The following is a 19,645-nucleotide window of genomic DNA, read 5'->3' as shown; positions in this document are numbered from 1 at the left end:
CAGGCGGTAACGCGGCCGTCCCGGTTCCGGTGGGAGCGGGCCCCGGCGGTAGGGTTGGTGGCATGACCGAACAACTCGCCGTCGCCGTCCTGGGCGCCAACGGGCGCATGGGCGCCGAGGCCGTCAAAGCCGTGGAAACCGCCCCTGACCTGAAGCTCGTCGCCGCCCTGGGCCGCAATGACTCGCTGGACACGCTGGTGGACTCCGGCGCCCGCATCGTGGTGGACCTGACGGTGCCCGAAAGCACCGAAGCGAACGTCCACTTCGCGGTCGACCACGGCATGCACGCCGTCGTTGGCACCACCGGATGGGACGCCGAGCGGCTGGCACGCCTTGAGGCGCTCCTCGCGGGCCGGTCCGGCGTGGGTGTCCTCATTGCCCCGAACTTCGCCCTCGGCTCGGTCCTGGCCTCCGCCTTTTCCGCGAAGGCGTCCCGGTACTTCGAATCGGTCGAAATCATTGAGCTGCACCACCCGGACAAGGTCGACGCGCCGTCCGGAACCGCCGTGCGCACCGCCCAGCTGATCGCCGCGGAGCGCGCCGGTGCCGGCGTCGCCGCGAGCCCTGACGCCACCACGAGCGAACGCCCGGGGGCGCGCGGCTGCGAAGTCGACGGCGTCCGCGTCCACAGCGTGCGGCTGAGGGGCCTGGTCGCGCACCAGGAAGTCCTGCTGGGCGGCCCGGGGGAGCAGCTGACCTTCCGCCACGATTCCTTCGACCGGGCCTCCTTTATGCCCGGCGTGCTGCTGGGCGTCCGCAACGTCGCGGCGCACCCGGGGCTCACCGTGGGCCTGGACGGCTACCTGGACCTGGGTCTCTGATGGCCAACGTCCTGTCGTCCTTCAAGGCCAACCGCACCAAGATCTGGGTGGGCGCGGTGACGCTCCTGCTGGTGTTCTACCTGGTGGTGTCCCTGCAGCGGTCCCTGCTGCTGCTCTCCGATGCCAATCCGGTGGCGAAAGCCCTCGGACTGGCTTACCTGGTGCTGCCCATGGTCGGAGCCTGGGCCCTGGTGCGCGAACTCCTCTTCGGCGCCCGGACCGAGCGGCTGGCCAAGATCCTGGAGGCGGAAGGCGGCCTGCCCGAGGACACCCTGCCGCGCACCCCGGCCGGCCGGATTATCCGCGAAGCCGCGGACCTGGAGTTTGAGAAGTACCGGGCGGAAGCCGAAGCGGCGCCCGGGGACTGGCGATCCTGGTTCCGGCTTAGCTGTGCCTACGACGCCGCCGGAGACCGCAAGCGGGCCCGCGCGTCCATGCGCGACGCCGTCCGTCTCTTCCGCGCCGGTTCACCAGCGGCCGGCGCCTAGCAGCGTTGCGCACCTAACCGGCGCGCCGGGCACTCCGCAGTTGGCCTCGGCCCGGTTGGCCACGCCCCAGTTGGTTTGCCGCGTGCCCCAGCCATTCCAGCGGTCCGCGCCAGGAGAGCGCCGCGAAGGCGGCGCCCAGGCCCAGTACCGCGATGGCCTGTGCCCAGTACACCCCGTCCACGGTCCAGCCCGCGGGGAGGGGATGCCCGTACAGGGATGCCATCACGCACAGGTGTGCCGCGTAGAGGCTCAGCGTCAATGCACCGGCGCCGCGCATGGGAAGCAGCAGGTCCAGCTGGATCCAGCCGCCGAGCCGACCCAGCAGCAGGCAGAGGCCCACCACCGCTGCGGCGACCCCGGAGGTGTGCAGCAGGTCCAGCGTAGTGCCCGAATGCGGGGCACTTGAGGCCAGCCACCAGGCGGAACCGGACTGGTCGATGCCCGCGAGATTGACCTGCAACAGGCTCTCCAGCGGATACGCCGGGTCGCCCAGCGTTGCCTGCAACGCCGCCCTGCCGCCCAAATCCTCCATCAGCACGACGCCCAACCACTTGGCGAGCACCGCGGTGATGGTCCCGGCCGCCAGCAGCAGCGCCGGAACCGCCGTCGTCGAGAGGGCGAGCCGGCCGATCGCCAGGCCGATCAGCAGGTAGGCGAGCCACTGCAGGACCGGGTAATAACCGGTCAGGAACAGGTCGCCGAGCAGCCGGGCCGGAGTGGCCAGGTCCTCCCAATCGGGGTTGTGGCCGAGCTGCAGGGGCGGGTCGGCGGCCAGCAGCCACGGCCGCAGCAGGTAGGCCAGGACCGGGGTGGCCAGCAGCCAGCCCGCGGCCAGCGCCCAGAGCCGCCTCGGACGCAGCCCGATAAAAGGCAGCACACAGAGAAACAGCAGGGCGTAATGGACCAGGATGACCGCGATGTTGATGTCCAGTCCGCCGAGCGAGAGCCCGACCGCCCCCACCACGAGGGCCCGGAGCGCGATGCCGCGGCGGGCCGCCCACAACTCCGGCCCCTCGAGGGGACGTTCCTTCCCGGTTGACAGCGCCAGGCCAATTCCGGCGAGTACGGCAAAGAGGGCCGCCGCACGTCCGGAGAAGGTCAAGCCGATCCAGGTGGGGGTGAGCTGTGCATCGGATTCGAACGTAGGGAGCACGTGGGTCGCCATCATGCCCAGCAGCGCGAGGCCCCGGGCTGCATCAACGCCCGCAAGCCGGGCCGCGGCGCCCTTGGCCCTGGCGGTCCTGGAGCTTGGAGCCGTTCCGCGCGAGGTCATCTGACGATCGTCTCATGTCCGGCCGGACCGGCGACGGCGCCGACGACGGATGGCGCCGCGACGACGACGGGTGGCGCCGCGCAGGCGGCCCTATCGTCCCTCCGTGGCGGATCCGAACCACGTCGGCAGGTGGCGGCGCAGCTCGTCCTGGTCGGCGCCGATCCATGCCACGTGGCCGTCCGGCCTGAGCAGGACCGCCGGCGAGTCCAGTTCCGCGCTGACGTCCGCGACGTAGTCGATCCGGTCCGTCCATCCGGTCACCGAGAGCCCGCCGGTCTGGTCCAACAGGAGACCGCGGCCTTCCCGGGTGAGTTCGTAAAGCCGGCCCCGCCGCAGCGGTATGTCGCGCAGGCGCCTGCCCAGCAGGCTAGGCCCCGCCCCGAAGTCGTAGCGCACCCCGATCGCGGTAATCTTCTCGGCCACAAAGCGCCGGACGTCCTCAAAGTCCATCAGCTCGGTCAGCAGCCGCAGCACAGCACGCGGGCCGGGGTCGGCAGAGAGCAGCTCGCTTTGGACCCGCGTGATGGACAGCACATCTTCGGCAACCGGGCGGCGCTCGGCCCCATAACTCTCCAGCAGCCCGTCTGGTGCCCACCCGTTGACCTCGGCGGCGAGTTTCCAGCCGAGATTGAAGGCGTCCTGGATACCGAGGTTCAATCCCTGCCCGCCGAGCGGTGGATGGACGTGCGCGGCGTCGCCGGCAATCAGCACCCTGCCCCGCCGGTAGTCGTCGGCGAGCCGGGTGGCGTCGCTGAAGCGCGAGAGCCAGCGCGGTGAGTGGGCGCCGAAGTCCGTGCCCGCGAACGCCCGCAGCTGCGTCCGCAACTCCGCCAGTGTCGGTGGGACCGAGCGGTCCTCGGCAACGGTCGCCGCGGGGACGACGGCGCGCTGCAGGCCGTTTCCGGCCGGGCCGACGCCGAAACCCTTGTGGGTCTTGCGGACCTCGTCGACGACCTTCGCGAGTTCGTCCGGCGGCGCGGTCACCTCCACTTCGCCGAGGATCCACTCGGTCTTGGCCGGCTCGCCGGGGAAACCAATACCGAGCAGTTGGCGCACCAGGCTGCGTCCGCCGTCGCAGCCGACCAGCCAGCCCGAGCGCAGCCGGGTGCCATCGGCGAGGTCGACGCTCACCCCCTCCGCGTCCTGCTCGAAACCCGCCACCTCGCAGCCGCGGCGGACCTGTGCGCCGAGCTCGACGGCGCGCTCGGCCAGCAGGCGGTCGGTGACCGGCTGGGGCAGGCCGAGGACGTAGCCGTGTGCGGTGTCCAGGTTCTCCGGCGGGGGTTTGTCGATGCCTGCGAAGCGGCCGCCGGCGCCGGGATACTGCTTCCCGTGCGCGAGGAACCTTTCCAGCAGCCCGCGCTGGTCCATGATTTCGATGCTGCGCGGGTGCAGGCCGAGCGAGCGGACCTGTTGGCTCGGCTCCGCGTCCCGCTCCAGCACGAGCACATCCACGTTGTGCAGCCGCAGCTCACTTGCCAGCATCATCCCCGTGGGCCCGCCACCGCTAATGATCACGTCGACCATGCGCCACCCCTTATCCTCAAAGTCACTTCCAGACCCGGCCGCTGCGCCCGGCAGATTCGCTGGCGGCGCCGCCGGGACTGAACGTCTCCCGCACGTTTGCCGGGCCACCCATTGTGGCCGGTGGGAGGGCCCTTGCGGCAAGCCCCCTGCCGGGCCATATCCTGAAAGTGCAGGGCGCATGTTTGGCTTCGAACAGCCGCCAGGGCTGTCCGGGTGGAACCGGGCTGACGCTTCGAACATCTTGTATTCGAATATATGTTCGAATAGCATGGCACCATGAACCACACATCAGGGCCGGCTCCCACCGGTTCTTCAAATACAGACCGTTTCTCAAAGCCAGACGCCTTTTCGAACCCGGCCGGCAGCGCTAAGGGTGGCGGCGCCCCCGGCGCCGCCGAGGCGAACGGCGTCCTCAAAGCGATGAGCCCCGGCGTCGTCGATTTCCTCTTCCGGCGGCTGGTCGCGGGGGAGTCGGCGGAGGACGTCCAATGGCACCAGGAAGGCACGGCCCTGTCCGTTCAGGTTCCCGGCGCAGAACTGGCCCGCCGGCTAGCGGAAACGGACCTCGAGGCGCTCACCCCCACGGAACTGTTCCACTACGTCCGCGCCGCCCAGCGGCTGTCGGCCTGGGCGGAGGCCCTGCGGGAAGACGCCGTCAGCCGTTACTGCGCCGTTCCGCCGTCGCATCCCGTACCACCGACAGCCACAGCGCAGGAGGGCCGAATTTGACGCGCATCACGCCGCCGCCATTGTCCTAACAAGCCGGGGACAGGGTAACGTTTTTCCTATGGCCGACTCTGACATTCGCTCTTACACGTTTGGAACCCTCGTGACCGCCATGGTCACCCCGTTCACCAACGACGGCGAGGTCGACTTTAAGCAGTCCGCGGAACTGGCCACCAAGCTCGTCGACGACGGCAACGACGCCCTCGTTATCTCGGGCACCACGGGGGAAACCTCCACGCTGGAAGACGACGAAAAAGAGAAGCTCTTCCGCGTCATCGTCGAGGCCGTGGGGGACCGGGCCAAGGTCATCGCCGGCACCGGCACCAACCACACCTCGCACTCGATCGAGATGGCCAAGCGTGCCGCCAAGGCCGGCGCCCACGGCCAGCTGATCGTCACCCCGTACTACAACAAGCCGAGCCAGGCCGGTATCCAGGCCCACATCGAAGCCGTTGCCGACGCGGCAGACCTTCCCGTTATGGTCTACGACATCCCGGGCCGTGCCGGTGTGCCGATCCTGCCCGAAACCATGATCCGGCTCGCGGACCACCCCCGCGTCGTCGCGCTCAAGGATGCCAAGGCCGACTTTGCCGCCGTCACCCGTGTGATGGCGAACACCGAGCTGGACGTCTACTCCGGCGACGACGGACTGACCCTGCCCTGGATGGCCGCCGGCGCCGTCGGACTCGTCAGCGTCTCGGCACACGTGGCCACCAAGCAGTTCCGTGCGATGATCGATGCCGCACTTGCAGGCGATTTTGCCACCGCCCGCACCATACATTTCGAACTGGACCCCGTGGTCCGTGCAGTGATGACCCATATCCAGGGAGCTGTTGCTGCGAAGCAAGTTCTTAAGTGGCAGGGAGTCCTGCCCAACTCGGTTGTCCGTTTGCCCCTCGTGGAGCCGGGCGAAGCCGAGATCGAAACGATCCGCGAGGACTTGGCGGAAGCGGGACTCGTCTACTCCTGATCCGGCAGCCATGCCTGGTCAGGAACCGACACCTCCTGCTCCGCCTGGAAAGTAGTGCACTATGACCCAAACCGCCCTTCCCGGCCTTGTCACGCCGCCGAAACTGCCCAAGAACACCCTGCGGATCGTGCCGCTCGGCGGCCTCGGGGAGATCGGCCGCAACATGACCGTCTTCGAAATCGACGGCAAGCTGCTCATCGTCGACTGCGGCGTCCTCTTCCCCGAGGAGACGCAGCCCGGCGTCGACCTGATCCTGCCCGATTTCTCCTACATCGAGAACCGCGTTGACGACATCCTCGCCGTCATCCTCACGCACGGCCACGAGGACCACATCGGCGCGGTCCCGTACCTGCTGCGCCTGCGCAACGACATCCCCGTCGTCGGCTCCCAGCTGACGCTGGCCCTGATCGAAGCGAAGCTCCAGGAGCACCGGATCAAGCCGAACACCACAATCGTGAGCGAGGGCCAGGTCCAGACGTTCGGCCCCTTCGAATGCGAATTCGTGGCCGTCAACCACTCGATCCCGGACGCCCTCGCCGTGTTCCTGCGCACCGCCGGCGGCACCGTGCTGCACACCGGCGACTTCAAAATGGACCAGCTTCCGCTCGACGGCCGGATCACCGACCTGCGCCACTTCGCCAAGCTCGGCGAAGAAGGCGTGGACCTGTTCATGTCCGACTCCACGAACGCCGACGTCCCCGGGTTCACCACCGCGGAAAAGGAGATCGGCCCCACCCTGGACCGGCTCTTCGGCCAGGCCTCCAAGCGCATCATCGTGGCCTCCTTCTCCTCGCACGTCCACCGCGTCCAGCAGGTCCTCGACGCCGCCGCGAACCACAACCGCAAGGTGGCCTTCGTGGGCCGGTCCATGGTCCGCAACATGGCCATCGCCGCGAAACTCGGCTACCTGGAGGTCCCGGCCGGCATCCTGGTCGACATCAAGAACATCGACAACCTGCCGGACAACCGCGTGGTCCTGATGTCCACCGGATCCCAGGGCGAGCCGATGGCCGCGCTGTCCCGGATGGCGAACGGCGACCACCGCGTCGTCGTCGGCCAGGGCGACACCGTGATCCTGGCCTCCAGCCTCATCCCGGGCAACGAGAACGCCGTCTTCCGCATCATCAACGGCCTGCTAAAGCTCGGTGCGGACGTCATCCACAAGGGCAACGCTAAGGTGCACGTCTCCGGCCACGCCGCCGCGGGCGAGCTCCTCTACTGCTACAACATCCTCGAGCCGCTCAACGCGATGCCGGTGCACGGCGAGACCCGCCACCTGATCGCAAACGGCAAGATCGCCCTCGAATCGGGCGTTCCCGAGGAGAGCATCCTGCTGGCGGACAACGGCACGGTCATCGACCTCCGCGACCACCAGGCCGACGTCGTCGGCCAGGTCGAGGTCGGGTTCGTCTACGTGGACGGCTCCAGCGTCGGCGAAGTCACCGAAGCGGACCTCAAGGACCGCCAGACACTGGGCGATGAAGGGTTCATCTCCATCATCACGGTCATCCACCGGGCCACCGGCAAGGTTGTCTCCGGGCCGGAAATCCACGCCCGCGGCGTGGCCGAGGACGACTCGGTCTTCGACGAGATCATCCCCAAGATCAACGCCGCCCTCGAGGAAGCCGTCCAGAACCGGGACCACACCTCGCACCAGCTCCAGCAGGTTGTCCGCCGCGTCGTCGGCACCTGGGTCAACCGCAAGCTGCGCCGCAAGCCGATGATCATCCCGGTGGTCCTGGAAGCCTAGGCACCAGCCCCGGCACCAGCCCGGGCAAGATTCACCGCCCGAACCGGCCTTCCCCGCCGGCCCCGCCTTCCGCGGAGCCGACGGGGGAGGCCGTTTCCGTTGTAGGCCCCGGCCCCGCGGCCGGGATCCGCCCGGGCCGGGGGTTCAACATGATCCCCGCCCGCCCCGGAAATCCGCGGTTTTCCGCCCGGTGTCCGGTACCGTTGCGGGTATGGCGACACGCACCTCCTCCGCGCCTAGAGGCAACTCAAGCGGCAGCTCAAAGGGCAACACCGGCAGTTCTTCCGGCCGGAGCTCCGGCGCAGCTGCGTCCAAGACCAGCCGCACGCAGGGGACCGCGCGCACCCGGCAGATGGCCGCCGTCGAACCGCGGCAGCCCTGGCTGGTGCGGGTGGTGGCCGGGGCCTGGCTGGGGATTGGCCACGTGGTGGGCGCCGGCGTCCGCCGGATCGGCCATGACGTCAGCGACCTCGACCCCGCGGACCGCCGCGACGGCGCCGCGCTGTTCAACCTCGCCCTCGGCGCGTTCATTGCCACCTTCGCCTGGTGGGGCTTCAAGGGCTGGTTCCCCGACGCGGTCTTCGGGATCGTCAACGGCACCTTCGGCTGGATGTCCCTGCTGCTGCCGCTGATGCTCTTCGTCTGCGCCTTCCGGCTCTTCCGCCAGCCGATCGACGGCCGCGGCAACAACCGGATCGGCATCGGCTTCCTCATCATGACCGTCGCAGGCTGCGGCCTGGCGCACGTCATCGGCGGCCAGCCGACCGTCGCCGACGGCTTTGACGGCCTGCGCCGGGCCGGCGGCATGCTCGGCTACCTCGCCGCCGCACCGCTGGCCACCATCCACGCCGCGGTGCCGCTTGCCCTCTACGCCCTTCTGGCCTTCACTTCGCTTCTGATCGTTACGGCCACCCCGTTCGGGGCCATCCCGTCCCGCATCCGCGGCGCCTACGAGCACCTGATGGGCATCGACCTGCAGGAGTACGACGAAGACCAGGGCGGCCACGACCGCAGCTACCTGTACGAAAACGACGCCCCCGCGCCCAAAAAGAAGCGCAGGCGCCTCTTCGGCAAGGACGACGACGCCGACGCCCGGCTGGAAGGCTACGTCGGCGACGAAGCCTTCGAACACGCCGTCGTCGACGGCGACGAGCCCGGCGACGCGAAGGGCGGCGGCAGCGGCGCCAAGGGACCCGGCAAGGGCGCCAAGGCCGTGGCGCCGGGCGTGCGGCGGCCCACCCAGGCCGAGATCGCCGTCGAGAAGATCAAGGCGGCCCAGGGGCTCGGCAGCGCGGCAGCCAGCGCTGCCGGCGCCGTGGGGGACGCCACCGAGGCGATTCCCCTGGTCACCCCGGGCATGATTGCCGCCGGCTCCCTGAACCCTTCTGCAAACGCCGGCGCAGCCGCTCCGAAGGTGCCGGCGAACCCCGTCGCTCCCGCCCCGCTGCCGACCCCGATCCCGCAGCGCACCGAACAGCTCTCGCTCGCCGGCGACGTCACCTACACCCTGCCGGCGTCGGACATGCTCACGCCCGGCTCCATCCCCAAGGAACGCACCGAGGCCAACGACGCGATCGTCGCCTCCCTGACCGAGACGCTGAACCAGTTCAACGTGGACGCGCAGGTCACCGGCTTCAGCCGCGGCCCCACCGTCACCCGGTACGAGATCGAACTCTCCCCGGGCACCAAGGTGGAACGCGTCACCGCCCTGTCCAAGAACATCTCCTACGCCGTGGCGAGCTCCGACGTGCGAATCCTCAGCCCCATCCCGGGCAAGTCCGCCATCGGCATCGAGATCCCCAACACTGACCGCGAGACAGTCTCGCTCGGCGACGTCCTCCGCAGCCAGAACGCCCGCCGCACCGACCACCCCATGGTCATGGGCGTCGGCAAGGACGTGGAGGGCGGCTACGTCGTGGCCAACCTCGCCAAGATGCCGCACCTGCTCGTGGCCGGCGCCACCGGTGCCGGCAAGTCCTCGTTCGTGAACTCGATGATCACCTCGATCCTGATGCGCGCCACGCCGGACGAGGTCCGCATGGTCATGGTGGACCCCAAACGGGTGGAGCTGACCGCCTACGAGGGTGTCCCGCACCTCATTACCCCGATCATCACCAACCCCAAGAAGGCCGCCGAGGCCCTCCAATGGGTGGTCCGCGAAATGGACGCCCGCTACGACGACCTCGCGAACTACGGTTTCAAGCACATCGACGACTTCAACAAGGCGGTCCGGGCCGGAAAGGTCCACCCGCCGGAGGGCTCCAAGCGCGTCATCCGGCCGTACCCGTACCTGCTGGTGATCGTGGACGAACTCGCGGACCTGATGATGGTGGCCCCGCGCGACGTCGAAGACTCCATCGTCCGCATTACCCAGCTTGCCCGCGCCGCCGGTATCCACCTGGTGCTCGCCACGCAGCGGCCCTCCGTGGACGTGGTGACCGGCCTGATCAAGGCCAACGTGCCGTCCCGTATGGCGTTCGCGACGTCCTCCGTAACGGACTCGCGCGTGGTCCTGGACCAGCCGGGCGCCGAGAAGCTGATCGGCCAGGGCGACGCGCTCTTCCTGCCGATGGGCGCCTCCAAGGCGATGCGCGTGCAGGGCGCCTGGGTCACCGAGTCCGAAATCCACAAGGTGGTCGAGCACGTCAAGGGCCAGCTCAAGGCCGTCTACCGCGACGACGTCGCGCCCGAGGCGCAGCAGAAGCAGATCGACGACGACATCGGGGACGACCTCGAGGTGCTGCTGCAGGCCACCGAGCTGGTGGTCACCACACAGTTCGGTTCGACGTCGATGCTGCAGCGCAAGCTGCGCGTCGGCTTCGCCAAGGCCGGCCGCCTGATGGACCTGCTGGAGTCCAGGGGAGTGGTGGGACCCTCCGAGGGCTCCAAGGCCCGCGACGTCCTCGTCAAGCCGGACGACCTGGCAGCGGTCCTGGCCGCCATGAAGGGCCAGGACGGACCGGTCGCCGCGGATTCCCAGACGGCTGCGCTGAGCGAGAACGCCAACGCCAACATCGCCCAGGGCGGCTATGCGGAGGACCTGGTCGCCGCGGACCTGGACAACCGTACCCAGTCGATCGATTATCACGACGGCGCTGACGGCGGCTCCGATGACCAGGACGGCTCCGAGGATGCCTGGTCGCTCACCGGACGGTAACCGGCGAAGACGGTAGCCTAGGAAGGTGACTAGCGCCGAAACCAACGCCGGGTCCGCCCCGCGGATCTGGAACCTGCCCAACATCCTCACGATGCTGCGAATCGCGCTGGTACCCTTTTTCGTCTGGTTCCTCGTCGCCGACGCTCCGGGCCTGACTGCACAGAACGGACCGTGGCGCTGGGCCGCCGTCGTCGCCTTCGCGGTGGCGATCTACACCGACAAGCTCGACGGCGACATCGCCCGCAGCCGCGGCCTCGTCACCGACTTTGGAAAGATCGCCGACCCGATCGCGGACAAGCTGCTGATCGGCTCGGCCCTGGTGATGCTCTCCCTGCTCGGCGAGCTGCCGTGGTGGGTCACGGTCCTGATCCTGGTCCGCGAGTGGGGCGTCACGGCGCTGCGCTTCTTCGTCATCCGCTACGGCGTCATCCCCGCCTCCCGCGGCGGGAAGCTCAAGACCGTGGTCCAGACCGCCGCGATCTTCCTCTACGTCATGCCGCTCGCCGCAATCGCGCCCTGGCTGGGATTCGTGGCCTTCGCGGTCATGATGGCGGCCCTGGCGATCACGGTCTGGACCGGTGGCGAATATGTCATCGAGGCCCTCAAGCTGCGTGCCAGCGGCATCCGGGCCCGCAAGCAGCAGGTCCAGGAGGGAACGCCATGAGTACTCAGCAGCCCAGCCCCCACCCGGGGCTCCACCCCAATCTCCACCGCCTCGCCGAACAGGCCGTGGCCACCGCCATTGAGCACGGACTGACGGTGGCCACGGCGGAGTCCCTCACCGCCGGTATGGTGGCCGCAGTGCTGGCCGACACGCCCGGTGCGTCGGCGATGCTGCAAGGCGGCGTCGTTGCCTACGCGAACTCGGTCAAGGCAGACGTCCTCGGGGTGTCCCGCGACATCCTCGACGCGGCCGGCTCGGTGGACGGTCAGGTCGCCGCCGCGATGGCCGCCGGCGCGCGCGCCGCGTGCGGAGCCGACGTCGGGATCGCCACCACCGGCGTGGCCGGCCCGGAGCCGCACGACGGCAAGGACGTGGGCACCGTCTACATCGGCCTCGCCACCGCTGAGGGCGCGACGTCGTTCGCGTACCGCTTCGAGGGATCCCGCCAGGAGATCCGGGCGCTGGCGTGTGGCGCCGCCCTGGAACGCCTGCTCGAAGCCCTGTCCGCGGCAAGCTACCGCGGGTAAAGTTGCCGGGAACAAAAGTTGATTCCGAATAGTTGTTACATTGTGTCGCCCCGGAATAAGGGTGGCGCCTAGGATGAAGTCATTACAATGTTCGCCCTCAACAGCGAACCAAACATACGAGGGAGCAAGGCGATACAGATGGTAAAGCAGCCCGTATCCGTAAACGGCGTTGTCCGCTGGAAGGATGTGGGCCTCGCCGATCAGGCTAAGAGCGAACAGAAGGAGCGCAAGATGGTTGTACTTCGTCACGAAATCGGTGATGTCCTGCGCGATGTCCGCCAACGCCAAGGCCGTACCCTCCGCGAAGTCTCGCACAGTGCCCGTGTATCCCTGGGCTACCTGAGTGAAGTGGAACGCGGCCAGAAGGAAGCCTCCTCGGAGCTGCTCTCCTCGATCTGCTCGGCCCTCGACGTCCCGTTGTCCAGCATGCTCCGCGAAGTCAGCGACCGCGTTGCCGTGGCCGAGGGTGTCGCTGTACCGGACACCGTGCCCCAGGAATTCGCGCAGCGCTATGGCCGTGACCTCGACCGTGAGCTCAACACCGAGCTGAACGACGAGCTGGCCACCGGCCTGCTCTCCGGGGCGCGCTAGCCCCAGTCCATTACCTTCAAAGGGAAGGTCCCCGGCGGTGTGCCGGGGACCTTTTCCGTGTTGTGGCCGGTTTGTCGAAGGGCCGGAGCTGTTTAGAGGGCTTCGTCCCGAGGGAAGCCGTCGCGCTCGTACGTGGCGTTCAGCTTCGCCATGTAGGCGGCAAAGGCTTCAAGTTCCCCGGCGGGCCACTCCGCCAGCCGCTCGCGGAAGACCTCGCGGCGGGCATCCTGGACCAGGTGCATCTTCTCCTCGCCCTTGGTCGTCAGGCTGATGGCCTGGGCCCGGCCGTCCAGCGGATCGGCCTGCTTCGAGACCAGCCCGAGGCCTTCAAGGAACGCGACCTGGCGGCTCACCGAAGGCTTGCCGACGCCGATGCAGGACGCCAGCTCGGTCAGCCGGATCGGACCCTTGGTGCGCAGCACGGACAGCAGGCCGTAGGCGGCGGGCTCCATCTCGGGGTGGACCTGCCGGGAGAGCTGCTGCGACATGGAACGGGCACGCCGCCAGAGCAGGCTCAACTGGTGTTCGACGGCAGCCAGGGCCTCCTCGGGGGAGGCCTCGCCGGTCCCGGAAATTCGCGCCGGGTCCGGGGCGGCGTCGCGTGGGGTGCTCATAGCAACCATTCTAGGGTCCGCGCCCGTGAGAGACTTGACCGGTGAGATTGAGTGACTTCTGGCGGCTGATGGACGACGAGTTCGGGGCTGGATATTCCCGTGTCCTGAGCAGCTCCCTAGTGCTCGCCGGCGTCGGTGGGCGCACCGCGGACCAGGCCCTCAGCGACGGGGTGCCGCCCCGGCAGGTCTGGCTGGCGCTCTGCGACGTCCAGGACGTCCCTGCCGAGCGGCGGCTCGGCCGCGACGTCAAGCCGCGCGGCTAGGTCCGGACCCGCCCGGGTTCCCGCCTGACACGCCGCAGGATTGTTCGAATATCTGTTCGGGTCCGGCTATGCTTTTTTCAGAGCGTTTTCCACATACGCGACGACGGCAGCAACTTTGTCAGTGGCTGCCACTAGCGTCAGTGATGACATAGCAACGGCCACGACGGCCACTCTCCAGCGAGAAAGTATTAGAGGTGTGAATCATGGCCGCAGCCCCGGATCGCCAGAAGGCGCTCGACGCAGCGCTTGCCCAGATTGACAAGCAGTTCGGCAAAGGCTCCGTCATGCGCCTGGGCGATGAAGTCCGCGCGCCCATCGAGGTCATCCCAACCGGCTCCATCGCGCTGGACGTAGCCCTCGGAATTGGCGGCCTGCCCCGCGGCCGCGTCGTCGAGATCTACGGCCCCGAATCCTCCGGTAAGACCACAGTTGCCCTGCACGCCGTGGCCAACGCGCAGCGCCAGGGCGGCATCGCCGCCTTCATCGACGCCGAACACGCGCTTGACCCGGAATACGCCGCCAAGCTCGGCGTCGACACCGACGCGCTCCTCGTCTCCCAGCCGGACACCGGTGAGCAGGCGCTTGAAATCATGGACATGCTGATCGGCTCCGGCTCGCTGGACGTCATCGTCATCGACTCCGTGGCGGCCCTGGTGCCCCGCGCCGAAATCGAAGGCGACATGGGCGACAGCCACGTCGGCCTGCAGGCACGGCTGATGAGCCAGGCGCTGCGTAAGATCACCGGCCGGCTGAGCCAGACCAAGACCACCGCGATCTTCATCAACCAGCTCCGCGAGAAGATCGGTGTCTTCTTCGGCTCGCCGGAAACCACCACCGGTGGTAAGGCGCTGAAGTTCTACGCCTCGATCCGCATCGACGTCCGCCGTATCCAGACCCTCAAGGAGGGCGCGGACTCCGTCGGCAACCGCACCAAGGCCAAGATCGTCAAGAACAAGATGGCTCCGCCCTTCAAGATCGCCGAATTCGACATCATCTACGGCCAGGGCATCTCCCGCGAGGGCGGCATCATCGACATGGGTGTCGAGCACGGCCTGATCAAGAAGTCCGGCTCGTGGTTCACCTACGACGGCGACCAGCTGGGCCAGGGCATGGAGAACTCCCGCCGCTTCCTGCGCGACAACCCGGAGCTCGCTGCCGAACTCGAGCGCCTGATCAAGGAAAAGCTCGGCGTCGGGGTCAAGGCCGCGGACCCGGAGGAATCACCGAAGCTGAAGGCCGTTGACGGCTTCTAACAGCCGGGCCTCCGCCGCGCGACGCCGCAAGGGGTCAGGATTCCCTTCCCGGAATCCTGGCCCCGGCGTCGTTGACGGCCCCGGCGACCCCGGCCCGTTCGCCCCGGCGGCTCCGCCGGCACCGGAGCAGGATGCCGACGCGGATCCCGCCGCTGTCGCCCGAGCCGTCGTGCTGCGGCAGCTGACCAACTCGCCCAAGAGCCGGCTGCAGCTCTCCCGCAAGCTGGCCGAGCGCAACATCCCCGAAGACGTCGCCGAGGCTGTCCTTGACCGTTTCGAAGAGGTCCGCCTGATCGACGACGCCGAGTTTGCCGACATGTGGGTCCGCAGCAGGGCCCAGACGCGCAAGCTTGCCAAGGGTGCGCTCCGCCGCGAGCTGGCTGAGAAGGGCATCGACCAGGAGACTGCCGCCGGCGCACTCGAGCAGCTCAGCGATGAGGACGAGGAAGCCGCGGCCCGGGAACTCGTGGAGCGCAAGCTGCGCAACGCCCGGGGCCTGGAAGACCGCGCGGAGCGGGACAAGGCCGTCCGCCGGCTGGCCTCGATGCTCGCACGCAAGGGCTACCAGCCCTCCCAGGCCTTCCGAATCGTCGGTGCGGCCGTCGACGCGTCCCTCGAAGAACGGGACGGCGAGGCCTGAGGGCGCCAGCGGCAGCATGGCCCGCGAAAGCGGCCGCAGCGACCCGGTACCCTTAACAGGTGAGTCTGACCATTCCTACCCCAGCCCCCGGCGGAAACCCTTTCCCGGATGAGACGGCCCCGGCCCGCAGCTACCAGGTGCGGACCTTCGGCTGCCAGATGAACGTCCACGATTCCGAGCGGATGGCCGGCATGCTCGAGGCCGCCGGCTACGTGCGCTCCGACGGCGAGCTGGCCGACGTCGTTGTCTTCAACACCTGCGCGGTGCGGGAAAACGCCGACAACAAGCTCTACGGCAACCTCGGCATTCTCCGCCCGGTCAAGGAAGCCAACCCGGGAATGCAGATCGCCGTCGGCGGCTGCCTCGCGCAGAAGGACCGCGAGACGATCCTTCAGAAGGCGCCCTGGGTCGACGCGGTCTTCGGGACCCACAACGTCGGGGCCCTGCCGGCCTTGCTGGAACGGGCACGCCACAACAACGAGGCGCAGCTGGAAATCCTCGAATCGCTCGACGTCTTCCCCTCCACGCTGCCCACCAAACGCGACTCGGTCTATGCGGGCTGGGTCTCCATTTCGGTCGGCTGCAACAACACCTGCACCTTCTGCATCGTTCCGGCGCTGCGGGGCAAGGAAAAGGACCGCCGGCCCGGCGACATCCTTGCCGAGATCCAGGCCCTCGTCGACGACGGCGCCATCGAGGTCACCCTGCTGGGCCAGAACGTGAACTCCTACGGCGTCGAGTTCGGCGACCGGCAGGCGTTCTCCAAGCTGCTGCGCGCCTGCGGCGAGATCCCCGGCCTGGAACGCGTCCGGTTCACCAGCCCGCACCCGGCGGCCTTCACCGACGACGTCATCGACGCCATGGCCGAAACTCCCAACGTCATGCCGCAGCTGCACATGCCGCTCCAGTCCGGCTCGGACAAGGTGCTCCGCGAGATGAAGCGGTCCTACCGGTCCACCAAGTTCCTTGGCATCCTCGACAAAGTCCGGGAGAAGATCCCGCACGCGGCGATCTCCACCGACATCATCGTCGGATTCCCCGGCGAAACCGAGGAAGACTTCCAAGCCACGCTCGACGTCGTGGAAAAGTCCCGCTTCGCCACCGCCTTCACCTTCCAGTACTCCAAGCGGCCCGGCACCCCCGCCGCTGAGCTCCCGGACCAGCTGCCCAAGGCCGTGGTGCAGGAACGCTTCGAACGGCTCACCGCTCTGCAGGACCGGATCGCCGCCGAGGAGAACGCCCGCCAGCTCGGCCGCCGAGTCGAGGTGATGGTCACCGCGCAGCCCGGCCGCAAGGCGGGGGAAACCCACCGGCTCTCCGGCCGCGCCCGGGACCAGCGCCTCGTGCACTTCTCCGTGCCGGCCGGCGCCGAAACGCCCCGCCCCGGGGACCTCGTCACCGTGACCATCACCGAGGCCGCGGCGTTCCACCTCGTCGCCGACCCGGCGTCGGTAGAGGACTACAGCCTCCGCCGCTCCCGCGCCGGCGACGCCTGGGACAGGTCCCAGGCCGACTCCTGCGGCGCCCCGGCACCCGGCGGAGCCAGAGCCGGAGCCGGCGGCAGGTCCAGTGGCACCTCCGGCGTTTCCCTGGGCATGCCAAGCCTGCCCCTGCGCGCCCGCTAGTCCGTGGACACTTCCACAGCTCCGGTCATCGCCGTCGTCGGACCCACAGGATCCGGAAAATCGGATCTCGCCGTGTCGCTGGCCCTTGCCCTCGACGGGGAAGTGGTCAACGCCGACGCCATGCAGTTCTACCGCGGTATGGACATCGGAACCGCGAAGATCACCGAAGCTGAGCGCAGGGGTGTGCCGCACCACCTCCTCGACATCCTCGACGTGACCGAAGAGGCCAGCGTCTCGGACTTCCAGCAGCGCGCCCGTGCCGTGATCGCGGATATCCATGCCCGGGGCAAACGGGCCGTCCTCGCCGGCGGCTCCGGCCTGTATGTCCGTGCCGCCCTCGACGTGCTCGAGTTCCCGGGCACCGACCCGGCGATCCGGCGGCGCCTCGAGGAAGAGGAGGCCACGGCCGGTCTCGCCCCCCTGCGGGCCCGGCTGGAACAAGTGGATCCGATCTCCGCGGGCCGGCTGGGTGACGCGCGCCGGGTGATCCGTGCCCTGGAGGTCTTCGAACTCACCGGGCGGGCCTTTAGCTCTCTTATGCCCTCCCGCGAGTACTTCCGGCCCGCCGTGCAGCTCGGGCTTGAGGTGGACCGCGACCAGTTGCGCGGGCGCCTCGCCGCCCGCGTCCACACCATGGTGGCGCAGGGGCTCCTGGCGGAAGTGCAGCGGCTGGACGCCGAAGGCCTGCGCCGCGGCAAGACCGCCTCCCGGGCCCTGGGCTACGCGCAGTTCCTCAAGGTCGTCGACGGCGAGTCGGACGTGGCGCAGGCCGCGGAGGAAACCATCGTCGCGACTCGGCAGTTCGCCCGCCGCCAGCTCACCTGGTTCCGCGCCGACCCGCGAATCAATTGGCTGGACTGGCAGGACCCCGAGCTGCTGGCCAAGTCCGTGGCGCTCTGCCGCTGAGCCCGGCGCCGCCGTTTCCGTTCCGGCACGGCCGGACCGGTAACCTTGGAGCATGGACGAAACCCTTGCCGCGGCCGCTGACCACCCTGCCGCCGGAGACACCGCCGGACTCGGCGGCCTGAAGTTCTCGAAAGGGCACGGAACGGGCAACGACTTTGTCCTGATTGCGGATCCGCACGGCGCCCTTTCCGTCATCCCGGAGCAGGTTGCCGCCATCTGCGACCGCCACCGCGGCATCGGCGCGGACGGCCTCATCCGCGCAGTGCCCTCCCGGTTGCTTCCGGAAGGACGGGAGCTGCTCGACCAGCACCCCGCGGCGGAATGGTTCATGGATTACCGCAACGGTGACGGCTCACTCTCGGAAATGTGCGGCAACGGCGTCCGAGTCTTCGTCCACTTCCTCATCCATGAGGGCCTCGTGGACCTGCCGGCGGGGGAGTCGCTGACCATCGGAACCCGCGGCGGCGTCAAGACCGTGGTGCGCACCGCGTCCGGCTACGCCGTGGACATGGGACCCTGGGAATTCATTTTCCCGGGCGAGGCCACCGCCCGCGCCATGGACTCACTGGTCAGCGCAGACGGACTGGAAGTCGCCAGGCCCGCGCTGTCCGTGAGCATGGGCAACCCGCACACCGTCGTCGCACTGGCCGAGCTGGCCGAGCTCGACTCGACGGAACTGTTCAGGGCGCCCCGCGTCGATCCCGCGCCGCCGCACGGCACCAACGTGGAATTCGTTGTCCCGTCCGAACCGCTCGTCCACGACGGCGTCGGGACCATCACCATGCGCGTGCACGAAAGGGGAGTGGGGGAGACCCTGTCCTGCGGCACCGGCGCCTGCGCCGCCGCCGTCGCGATCCGGCACTGGGCCGGCTCGGGCGCTCCGGACGCCTGGAACGTTAAGGTTCCCGGCGGCGTCGTCGGCGTGAAGTTCTTCATGGCCGCGGACGGCCATGAGCACGTGGAACTTAGCGGCCCCGCCGTGATCGTCGCTAGCGGGATGCTTTCCTGACCCGCAGGATGCGGAAGGACTTTGAGGTGCTCTCGCGGGTGACGGTGAAGCTGCTGTCCAGCTCGGCAGCGAGCCAGCGCTGAAGCGAATCCGAACCAAGGTTCTTCTGCACCACCAGCCACGCTGAACCGCCCGGCGCCAGCCGCGGCAGCCACAGGAGCAGCAGGGCGTGGAGTTCGTCCTTGCCGATCCGGATGGGCGGGTTGGACCAGATGGTGTCGAAGCGCAGCTCCGGATCCACATCCCCGGGGGCGCTGGCGGTAACGTTTTCCAGCCCCAACAGGGCGGCGTTTTCATTCGTCAGGGTGACACAGCGTTCGTTCACATCCACCGCGAAGACCCGGGCATGCGGTGCCCTCAGGGCCATGGTCAGCGCAATCGGACCCCAGCCGCACCCGATGTCCAGCAGGTTCCCCTGCGGCGCGGGGGCCGGGACGTCCGCGAGCAGGACCGCGGTTCCCTTGTCGATGCCGTCCGGGCTGAAAATTCCGGAGGACGTCTGCAATGTCCGCTGCGCGCCGGCCAGCTCCACGGTCAAGGGCTTGCGGGTGAACGGCCCGGCCGGCTGGGCGCTGAAATAGTGTGCAGACTCCATAACTGGCCAGATTAGTTGGCCCTCCGGCGGTATGGGAAACCGGCCCTGACCCGCCGGAGACACGCCGGTCACCCGCGGCCCGGCCCGTCCGGGGCGAGGGAATGGTCTGCTAACGTTAAAGACATGTTCTTGAACTTCAAGTAGCCGGCACGGGCCTCCCATCTTCGCCGAGGTCCCGTCCCCGCAGCGACGCAGGTAGTCACCTTCCGCTCTGTGCGCCCCCCGTGATCGTCCTCAACTGGACCC

Annotated in this window: 19 protein-coding genes; 15 read left to right on the top strand and 4 right to left on the bottom strand. The window is 68.6% G+C overall.

Annotated features, from left to right (window positions below):
• The first annotated feature begins 62 nt into the window (after nucleotides 1-62).
• Nucleotides 63-821 carry a 4-hydroxy-tetrahydrodipicolinate reductase gene (gene dapB, locus ACZ5Z0_RS03770; protein WP_464109944.1) on the top strand — a complete coding sequence of 253 codons (759 nt, stop codon included), beginning with the start codon at nucleotides 63-65 and terminating at the stop codon, nucleotides 819-821.
• A complete protein-coding gene (locus ACZ5Z0_RS03765; RefSeq protein WP_464109943.1) occupies nucleotides 821-1,309 on the top strand; it encodes a hypothetical protein in 489 nt (162 codons plus the stop codon). Before dapB ends, ACZ5Z0_RS03765 begins: the two co-directional genes overlap by 1 nt.
• Before the next feature lie 13 nt (nucleotides 1,310-1,322).
• Here the strand turns inward: ACZ5Z0_RS03765 and ACZ5Z0_RS03760 are convergent, their stop codons facing one another.
• Both ACZ5Z0_RS03760 and rox read right to left on the bottom strand, forming a co-directional pair.
• Nucleotides 1,323-2,582, bottom strand: a complete 1,260-nt coding sequence (locus ACZ5Z0_RS03760; protein WP_464109942.1) for a heparan-alpha-glucosaminide N-acetyltransferase domain-containing protein — start codon at nucleotides 2,580-2,582, stop codon at nucleotides 1,323-1,325.
• A gap of 90 nt (nucleotides 2,583-2,672) precedes the next feature.
• Nucleotides 2,673-4,109, bottom strand: a complete 1,437-nt coding sequence (gene rox / locus ACZ5Z0_RS03755) for a rifampin monooxygenase (protein ID WP_464109941.1) — start codon at nucleotides 4,107-4,109, stop codon at nucleotides 2,673-2,675.
• Between the two features lie 276 nt (nucleotides 4,110-4,385).
• Between rox and ACZ5Z0_RS03750 the strand changes: the two genes are divergently transcribed.
• The 7 genes from ACZ5Z0_RS03750 to ACZ5Z0_RS03720 all read left to right on the top strand — a co-directional run bounded on the left by ACZ5Z0_RS03750 (nucleotide 4,386) and on the right by ACZ5Z0_RS03720 (nucleotide 12,494).
• Nucleotides 4,386-4,838 carry a hypothetical protein gene (locus tag ACZ5Z0_RS03750; protein WP_464109940.1) on the top strand — a complete coding sequence of 151 codons (453 nt, stop codon included), beginning with the start codon at nucleotides 4,386-4,388 and terminating at the stop codon, nucleotides 4,836-4,838.
• 58 nt (nucleotides 4,839-4,896) lie between these two features.
• Nucleotides 4,897-5,805 (top strand): 4-hydroxy-tetrahydrodipicolinate synthase, encoded by a 909-nt coding sequence (dapA, locus tag ACZ5Z0_RS03745; protein ID WP_138769752.1) that lies wholly within the window; start codon nucleotides 4,897-4,899, stop codon nucleotides 5,803-5,805.
• Nucleotides 5,806-5,866: 61 nt separating this feature from the next.
• Entirely contained in the window at nucleotides 5,867-7,555 is a 1,689-nt protein-coding gene (locus tag ACZ5Z0_RS03740) for a ribonuclease J (RefSeq protein WP_464109939.1), read from the top strand.
• A gap of 211 nt (nucleotides 7,556-7,766) precedes the next feature.
• On the top strand, nucleotides 7,767-10,712 hold the full coding sequence (locus tag ACZ5Z0_RS03735; protein ID WP_464109938.1) for an FtsK/SpoIIIE family DNA translocase: 2,946 nt from the start codon (nucleotides 7,767-7,769) through the stop codon (nucleotides 10,710-10,712).
• Between the two features lie 91 nt (nucleotides 10,713-10,803).
• On the top strand, nucleotides 10,804-11,376 hold the full coding sequence (locus ACZ5Z0_RS03730) for a CDP-alcohol phosphatidyltransferase family protein (RefSeq protein ID WP_395858434.1): 573 nt from the start codon (nucleotides 10,804-10,806) through the stop codon (nucleotides 11,374-11,376).
• On the top strand, nucleotides 11,373-11,903 hold the full coding sequence (locus ACZ5Z0_RS03725) for a CinA family protein (protein WP_464109937.1): 531 nt from the start codon (nucleotides 11,373-11,375) through the stop codon (nucleotides 11,901-11,903). The genes ACZ5Z0_RS03730 and ACZ5Z0_RS03725 overlap by 4 nt, the downstream gene beginning before the upstream one ends.
• A 138-nt stretch (nucleotides 11,904-12,041) precedes the next feature.
• Entirely contained in the window at nucleotides 12,042-12,494 is a 453-nt protein-coding gene (locus ACZ5Z0_RS03720) for a helix-turn-helix domain-containing protein (protein ID WP_138769747.1), read from the top strand.
• 92 nt (nucleotides 12,495-12,586) lie between these two features.
• Here ACZ5Z0_RS03720 and ACZ5Z0_RS03715 read toward each other — a convergent pair whose 3' ends face one another.
• The gene (locus ACZ5Z0_RS03715) at nucleotides 12,587-13,108 is read right to left on the bottom strand and encodes a MarR family winged helix-turn-helix transcriptional regulator (protein WP_464109936.1); all 522 of its coding nucleotides are present in this window, start codon (nucleotides 13,106-13,108) and stop codon (nucleotides 12,587-12,589) included.
• A 41-nt stretch (nucleotides 13,109-13,149) separates the two neighbouring features.
• On the opposite strand from ACZ5Z0_RS03715, the gene ACZ5Z0_RS03710 reads away from it, so the two are divergent.
• The 6 genes from ACZ5Z0_RS03710 to dapF all read left to right on the top strand — a co-directional run bounded on the left by ACZ5Z0_RS03710 (nucleotide 13,150) and on the right by dapF (nucleotide 18,804).
• Complete coding sequence (locus ACZ5Z0_RS03710) at nucleotides 13,150-13,371, top strand: DUF3046 domain-containing protein (RefSeq protein WP_138769745.1); 222 nt, start codon at nucleotides 13,150-13,152, stop codon at nucleotides 13,369-13,371.
• 203 nt (nucleotides 13,372-13,574) lie between these two features.
• Nucleotides 13,575-14,624, top strand: coding sequence for a recombinase RecA (gene recA, locus ACZ5Z0_RS03705; RefSeq protein WP_138769744.1), 1,050 nt, complete (start codon nucleotides 13,575-13,577; stop codon nucleotides 14,622-14,624).
• Nucleotides 14,625-14,793: 169 nt separating this feature from the next.
• Nucleotides 14,794-15,264 carry a regulatory protein RecX gene (locus tag ACZ5Z0_RS03700; protein ID WP_464110703.1) on the top strand — a complete coding sequence of 157 codons (471 nt, stop codon included), beginning with the start codon at nucleotides 14,794-14,796 and terminating at the stop codon, nucleotides 15,262-15,264.
• Nucleotides 15,265-15,323: 59 nt separating this feature from the next.
• Nucleotides 15,324-16,889 carry a tRNA (N6-isopentenyl adenosine(37)-C2)-methylthiotransferase MiaB gene (gene miaB, locus ACZ5Z0_RS03695; protein WP_464109935.1) on the top strand — a complete coding sequence of 522 codons (1,566 nt, stop codon included), beginning with the start codon at nucleotides 15,324-15,326 and terminating at the stop codon, nucleotides 16,887-16,889.
• A 3-nt stretch (nucleotides 16,890-16,892) separates the two neighbouring features.
• Nucleotides 16,893-17,795, top strand: a complete 903-nt coding sequence (gene miaA / locus ACZ5Z0_RS03690) for a tRNA (adenosine(37)-N6)-dimethylallyltransferase MiaA (RefSeq protein ID WP_464109934.1) — start codon at nucleotides 16,893-16,895, stop codon at nucleotides 17,793-17,795.
• A 52-nt stretch (nucleotides 17,796-17,847) separates the two neighbouring features.
• Nucleotides 17,848-18,804, top strand: a complete 957-nt coding sequence (gene dapF, locus ACZ5Z0_RS03685; protein WP_464109933.1) for a diaminopimelate epimerase — start codon at nucleotides 17,848-17,850, stop codon at nucleotides 18,802-18,804.
• Here the strand turns inward: dapF and ACZ5Z0_RS03680 are convergent.
• A complete protein-coding gene (locus ACZ5Z0_RS03680; RefSeq protein WP_464109932.1) occupies nucleotides 18,785-19,399 on the bottom strand; it encodes a class I SAM-dependent methyltransferase in 615 nt (204 codons plus the stop codon). The genes dapF and ACZ5Z0_RS03680 overlap by 20 nt on opposite strands.
• Nucleotides 19,400-19,645: the final 246 nt, after the last annotated feature.

The sequence above is a fragment of the Arthrobacter sp. T2-23 genome, from assembly GCF_055398325.1.
Note: the sequence above shows the minus strand (reverse complement) of the source record. Positions and strands in the feature narration are given on the sequence as shown.

What these genes read in the sequence shown, in the direction of transcription:
- ACZ5Z0_RS03680 (WP_464109932.1), bottom strand. Translation starts at nt 19,399, where the DNA reads ATGGAGTCTGCACACTATTTCAGCGCCCAGCCGGCCGGGCCGTTCACC.
- ACZ5Z0_RS03725 (WP_464109937.1), top strand. Translation starts at nt 11,373, where the DNA reads ATGAGTACTCAGCAGCCCAGCCCCCACCCGGGGCTCCACCCCAATCTC.
- rox (WP_464109941.1), bottom strand. Translation starts at nt 4,109, where the DNA reads ATGGTCGACGTGATCATTAGCGGTGGCGGGCCCACGGGGATGATGCTG.
- ACZ5Z0_RS03765 (WP_464109943.1), top strand. Translation starts at nt 821, where the DNA reads ATGGCCAACGTCCTGTCGTCCTTCAAGGCCAACCGCACCAAGATCTGG.
- dapA (WP_138769752.1), top strand. Translation starts at nt 4,897, where the DNA reads ATGGCCGACTCTGACATTCGCTCTTACACGTTTGGAACCCTCGTGACC.
- ACZ5Z0_RS03760 (WP_464109942.1), bottom strand. Translation starts at nt 2,582, where the DNA reads ATGACCTCGCGCGGAACGGCTCCAAGCTCCAGGACCGCCAGGGCCAAG.
- dapB (WP_464109944.1), top strand. Translation starts at nt 63, where the DNA reads ATGACCGAACAACTCGCCGTCGCCGTCCTGGGCGCCAACGGGCGCATG.
- ACZ5Z0_RS03720 (WP_138769747.1), top strand. Translation starts at nt 12,042, where the DNA reads ATGGTAAAGCAGCCCGTATCCGTAAACGGCGTTGTCCGCTGGAAGGAT.
- ACZ5Z0_RS03735 (WP_464109938.1), top strand. Translation starts at nt 7,767, where the DNA reads ATGGCGACACGCACCTCCTCCGCGCCTAGAGGCAACTCAAGCGGCAGC.
- ACZ5Z0_RS03750 (WP_464109940.1), top strand. Translation starts at nt 4,386, where the DNA reads ATGAACCACACATCAGGGCCGGCTCCCACCGGTTCTTCAAATACAGAC.
- dapF (WP_464109933.1), top strand. Translation starts at nt 17,848, where the DNA reads ATGGACGAAACCCTTGCCGCGGCCGCTGACCACCCTGCCGCCGGAGAC.
- ACZ5Z0_RS03715 (WP_464109936.1), bottom strand. Translation starts at nt 13,108, where the DNA reads ATGAGCACCCCACGCGACGCCGCCCCGGACCCGGCGCGAATTTCCGGG.
- ACZ5Z0_RS03740 (WP_464109939.1), top strand. Translation starts at nt 5,867, where the DNA reads ATGACCCAAACCGCCCTTCCCGGCCTTGTCACGCCGCCGAAACTGCCC.
- recA (WP_138769744.1), top strand. Translation starts at nt 13,575, where the DNA reads ATGGCCGCAGCCCCGGATCGCCAGAAGGCGCTCGACGCAGCGCTTGCC.
- ACZ5Z0_RS03730 (WP_395858434.1), top strand. Translation starts at nt 10,804, where the DNA reads ATGCTGCGAATCGCGCTGGTACCCTTTTTCGTCTGGTTCCTCGTCGCC.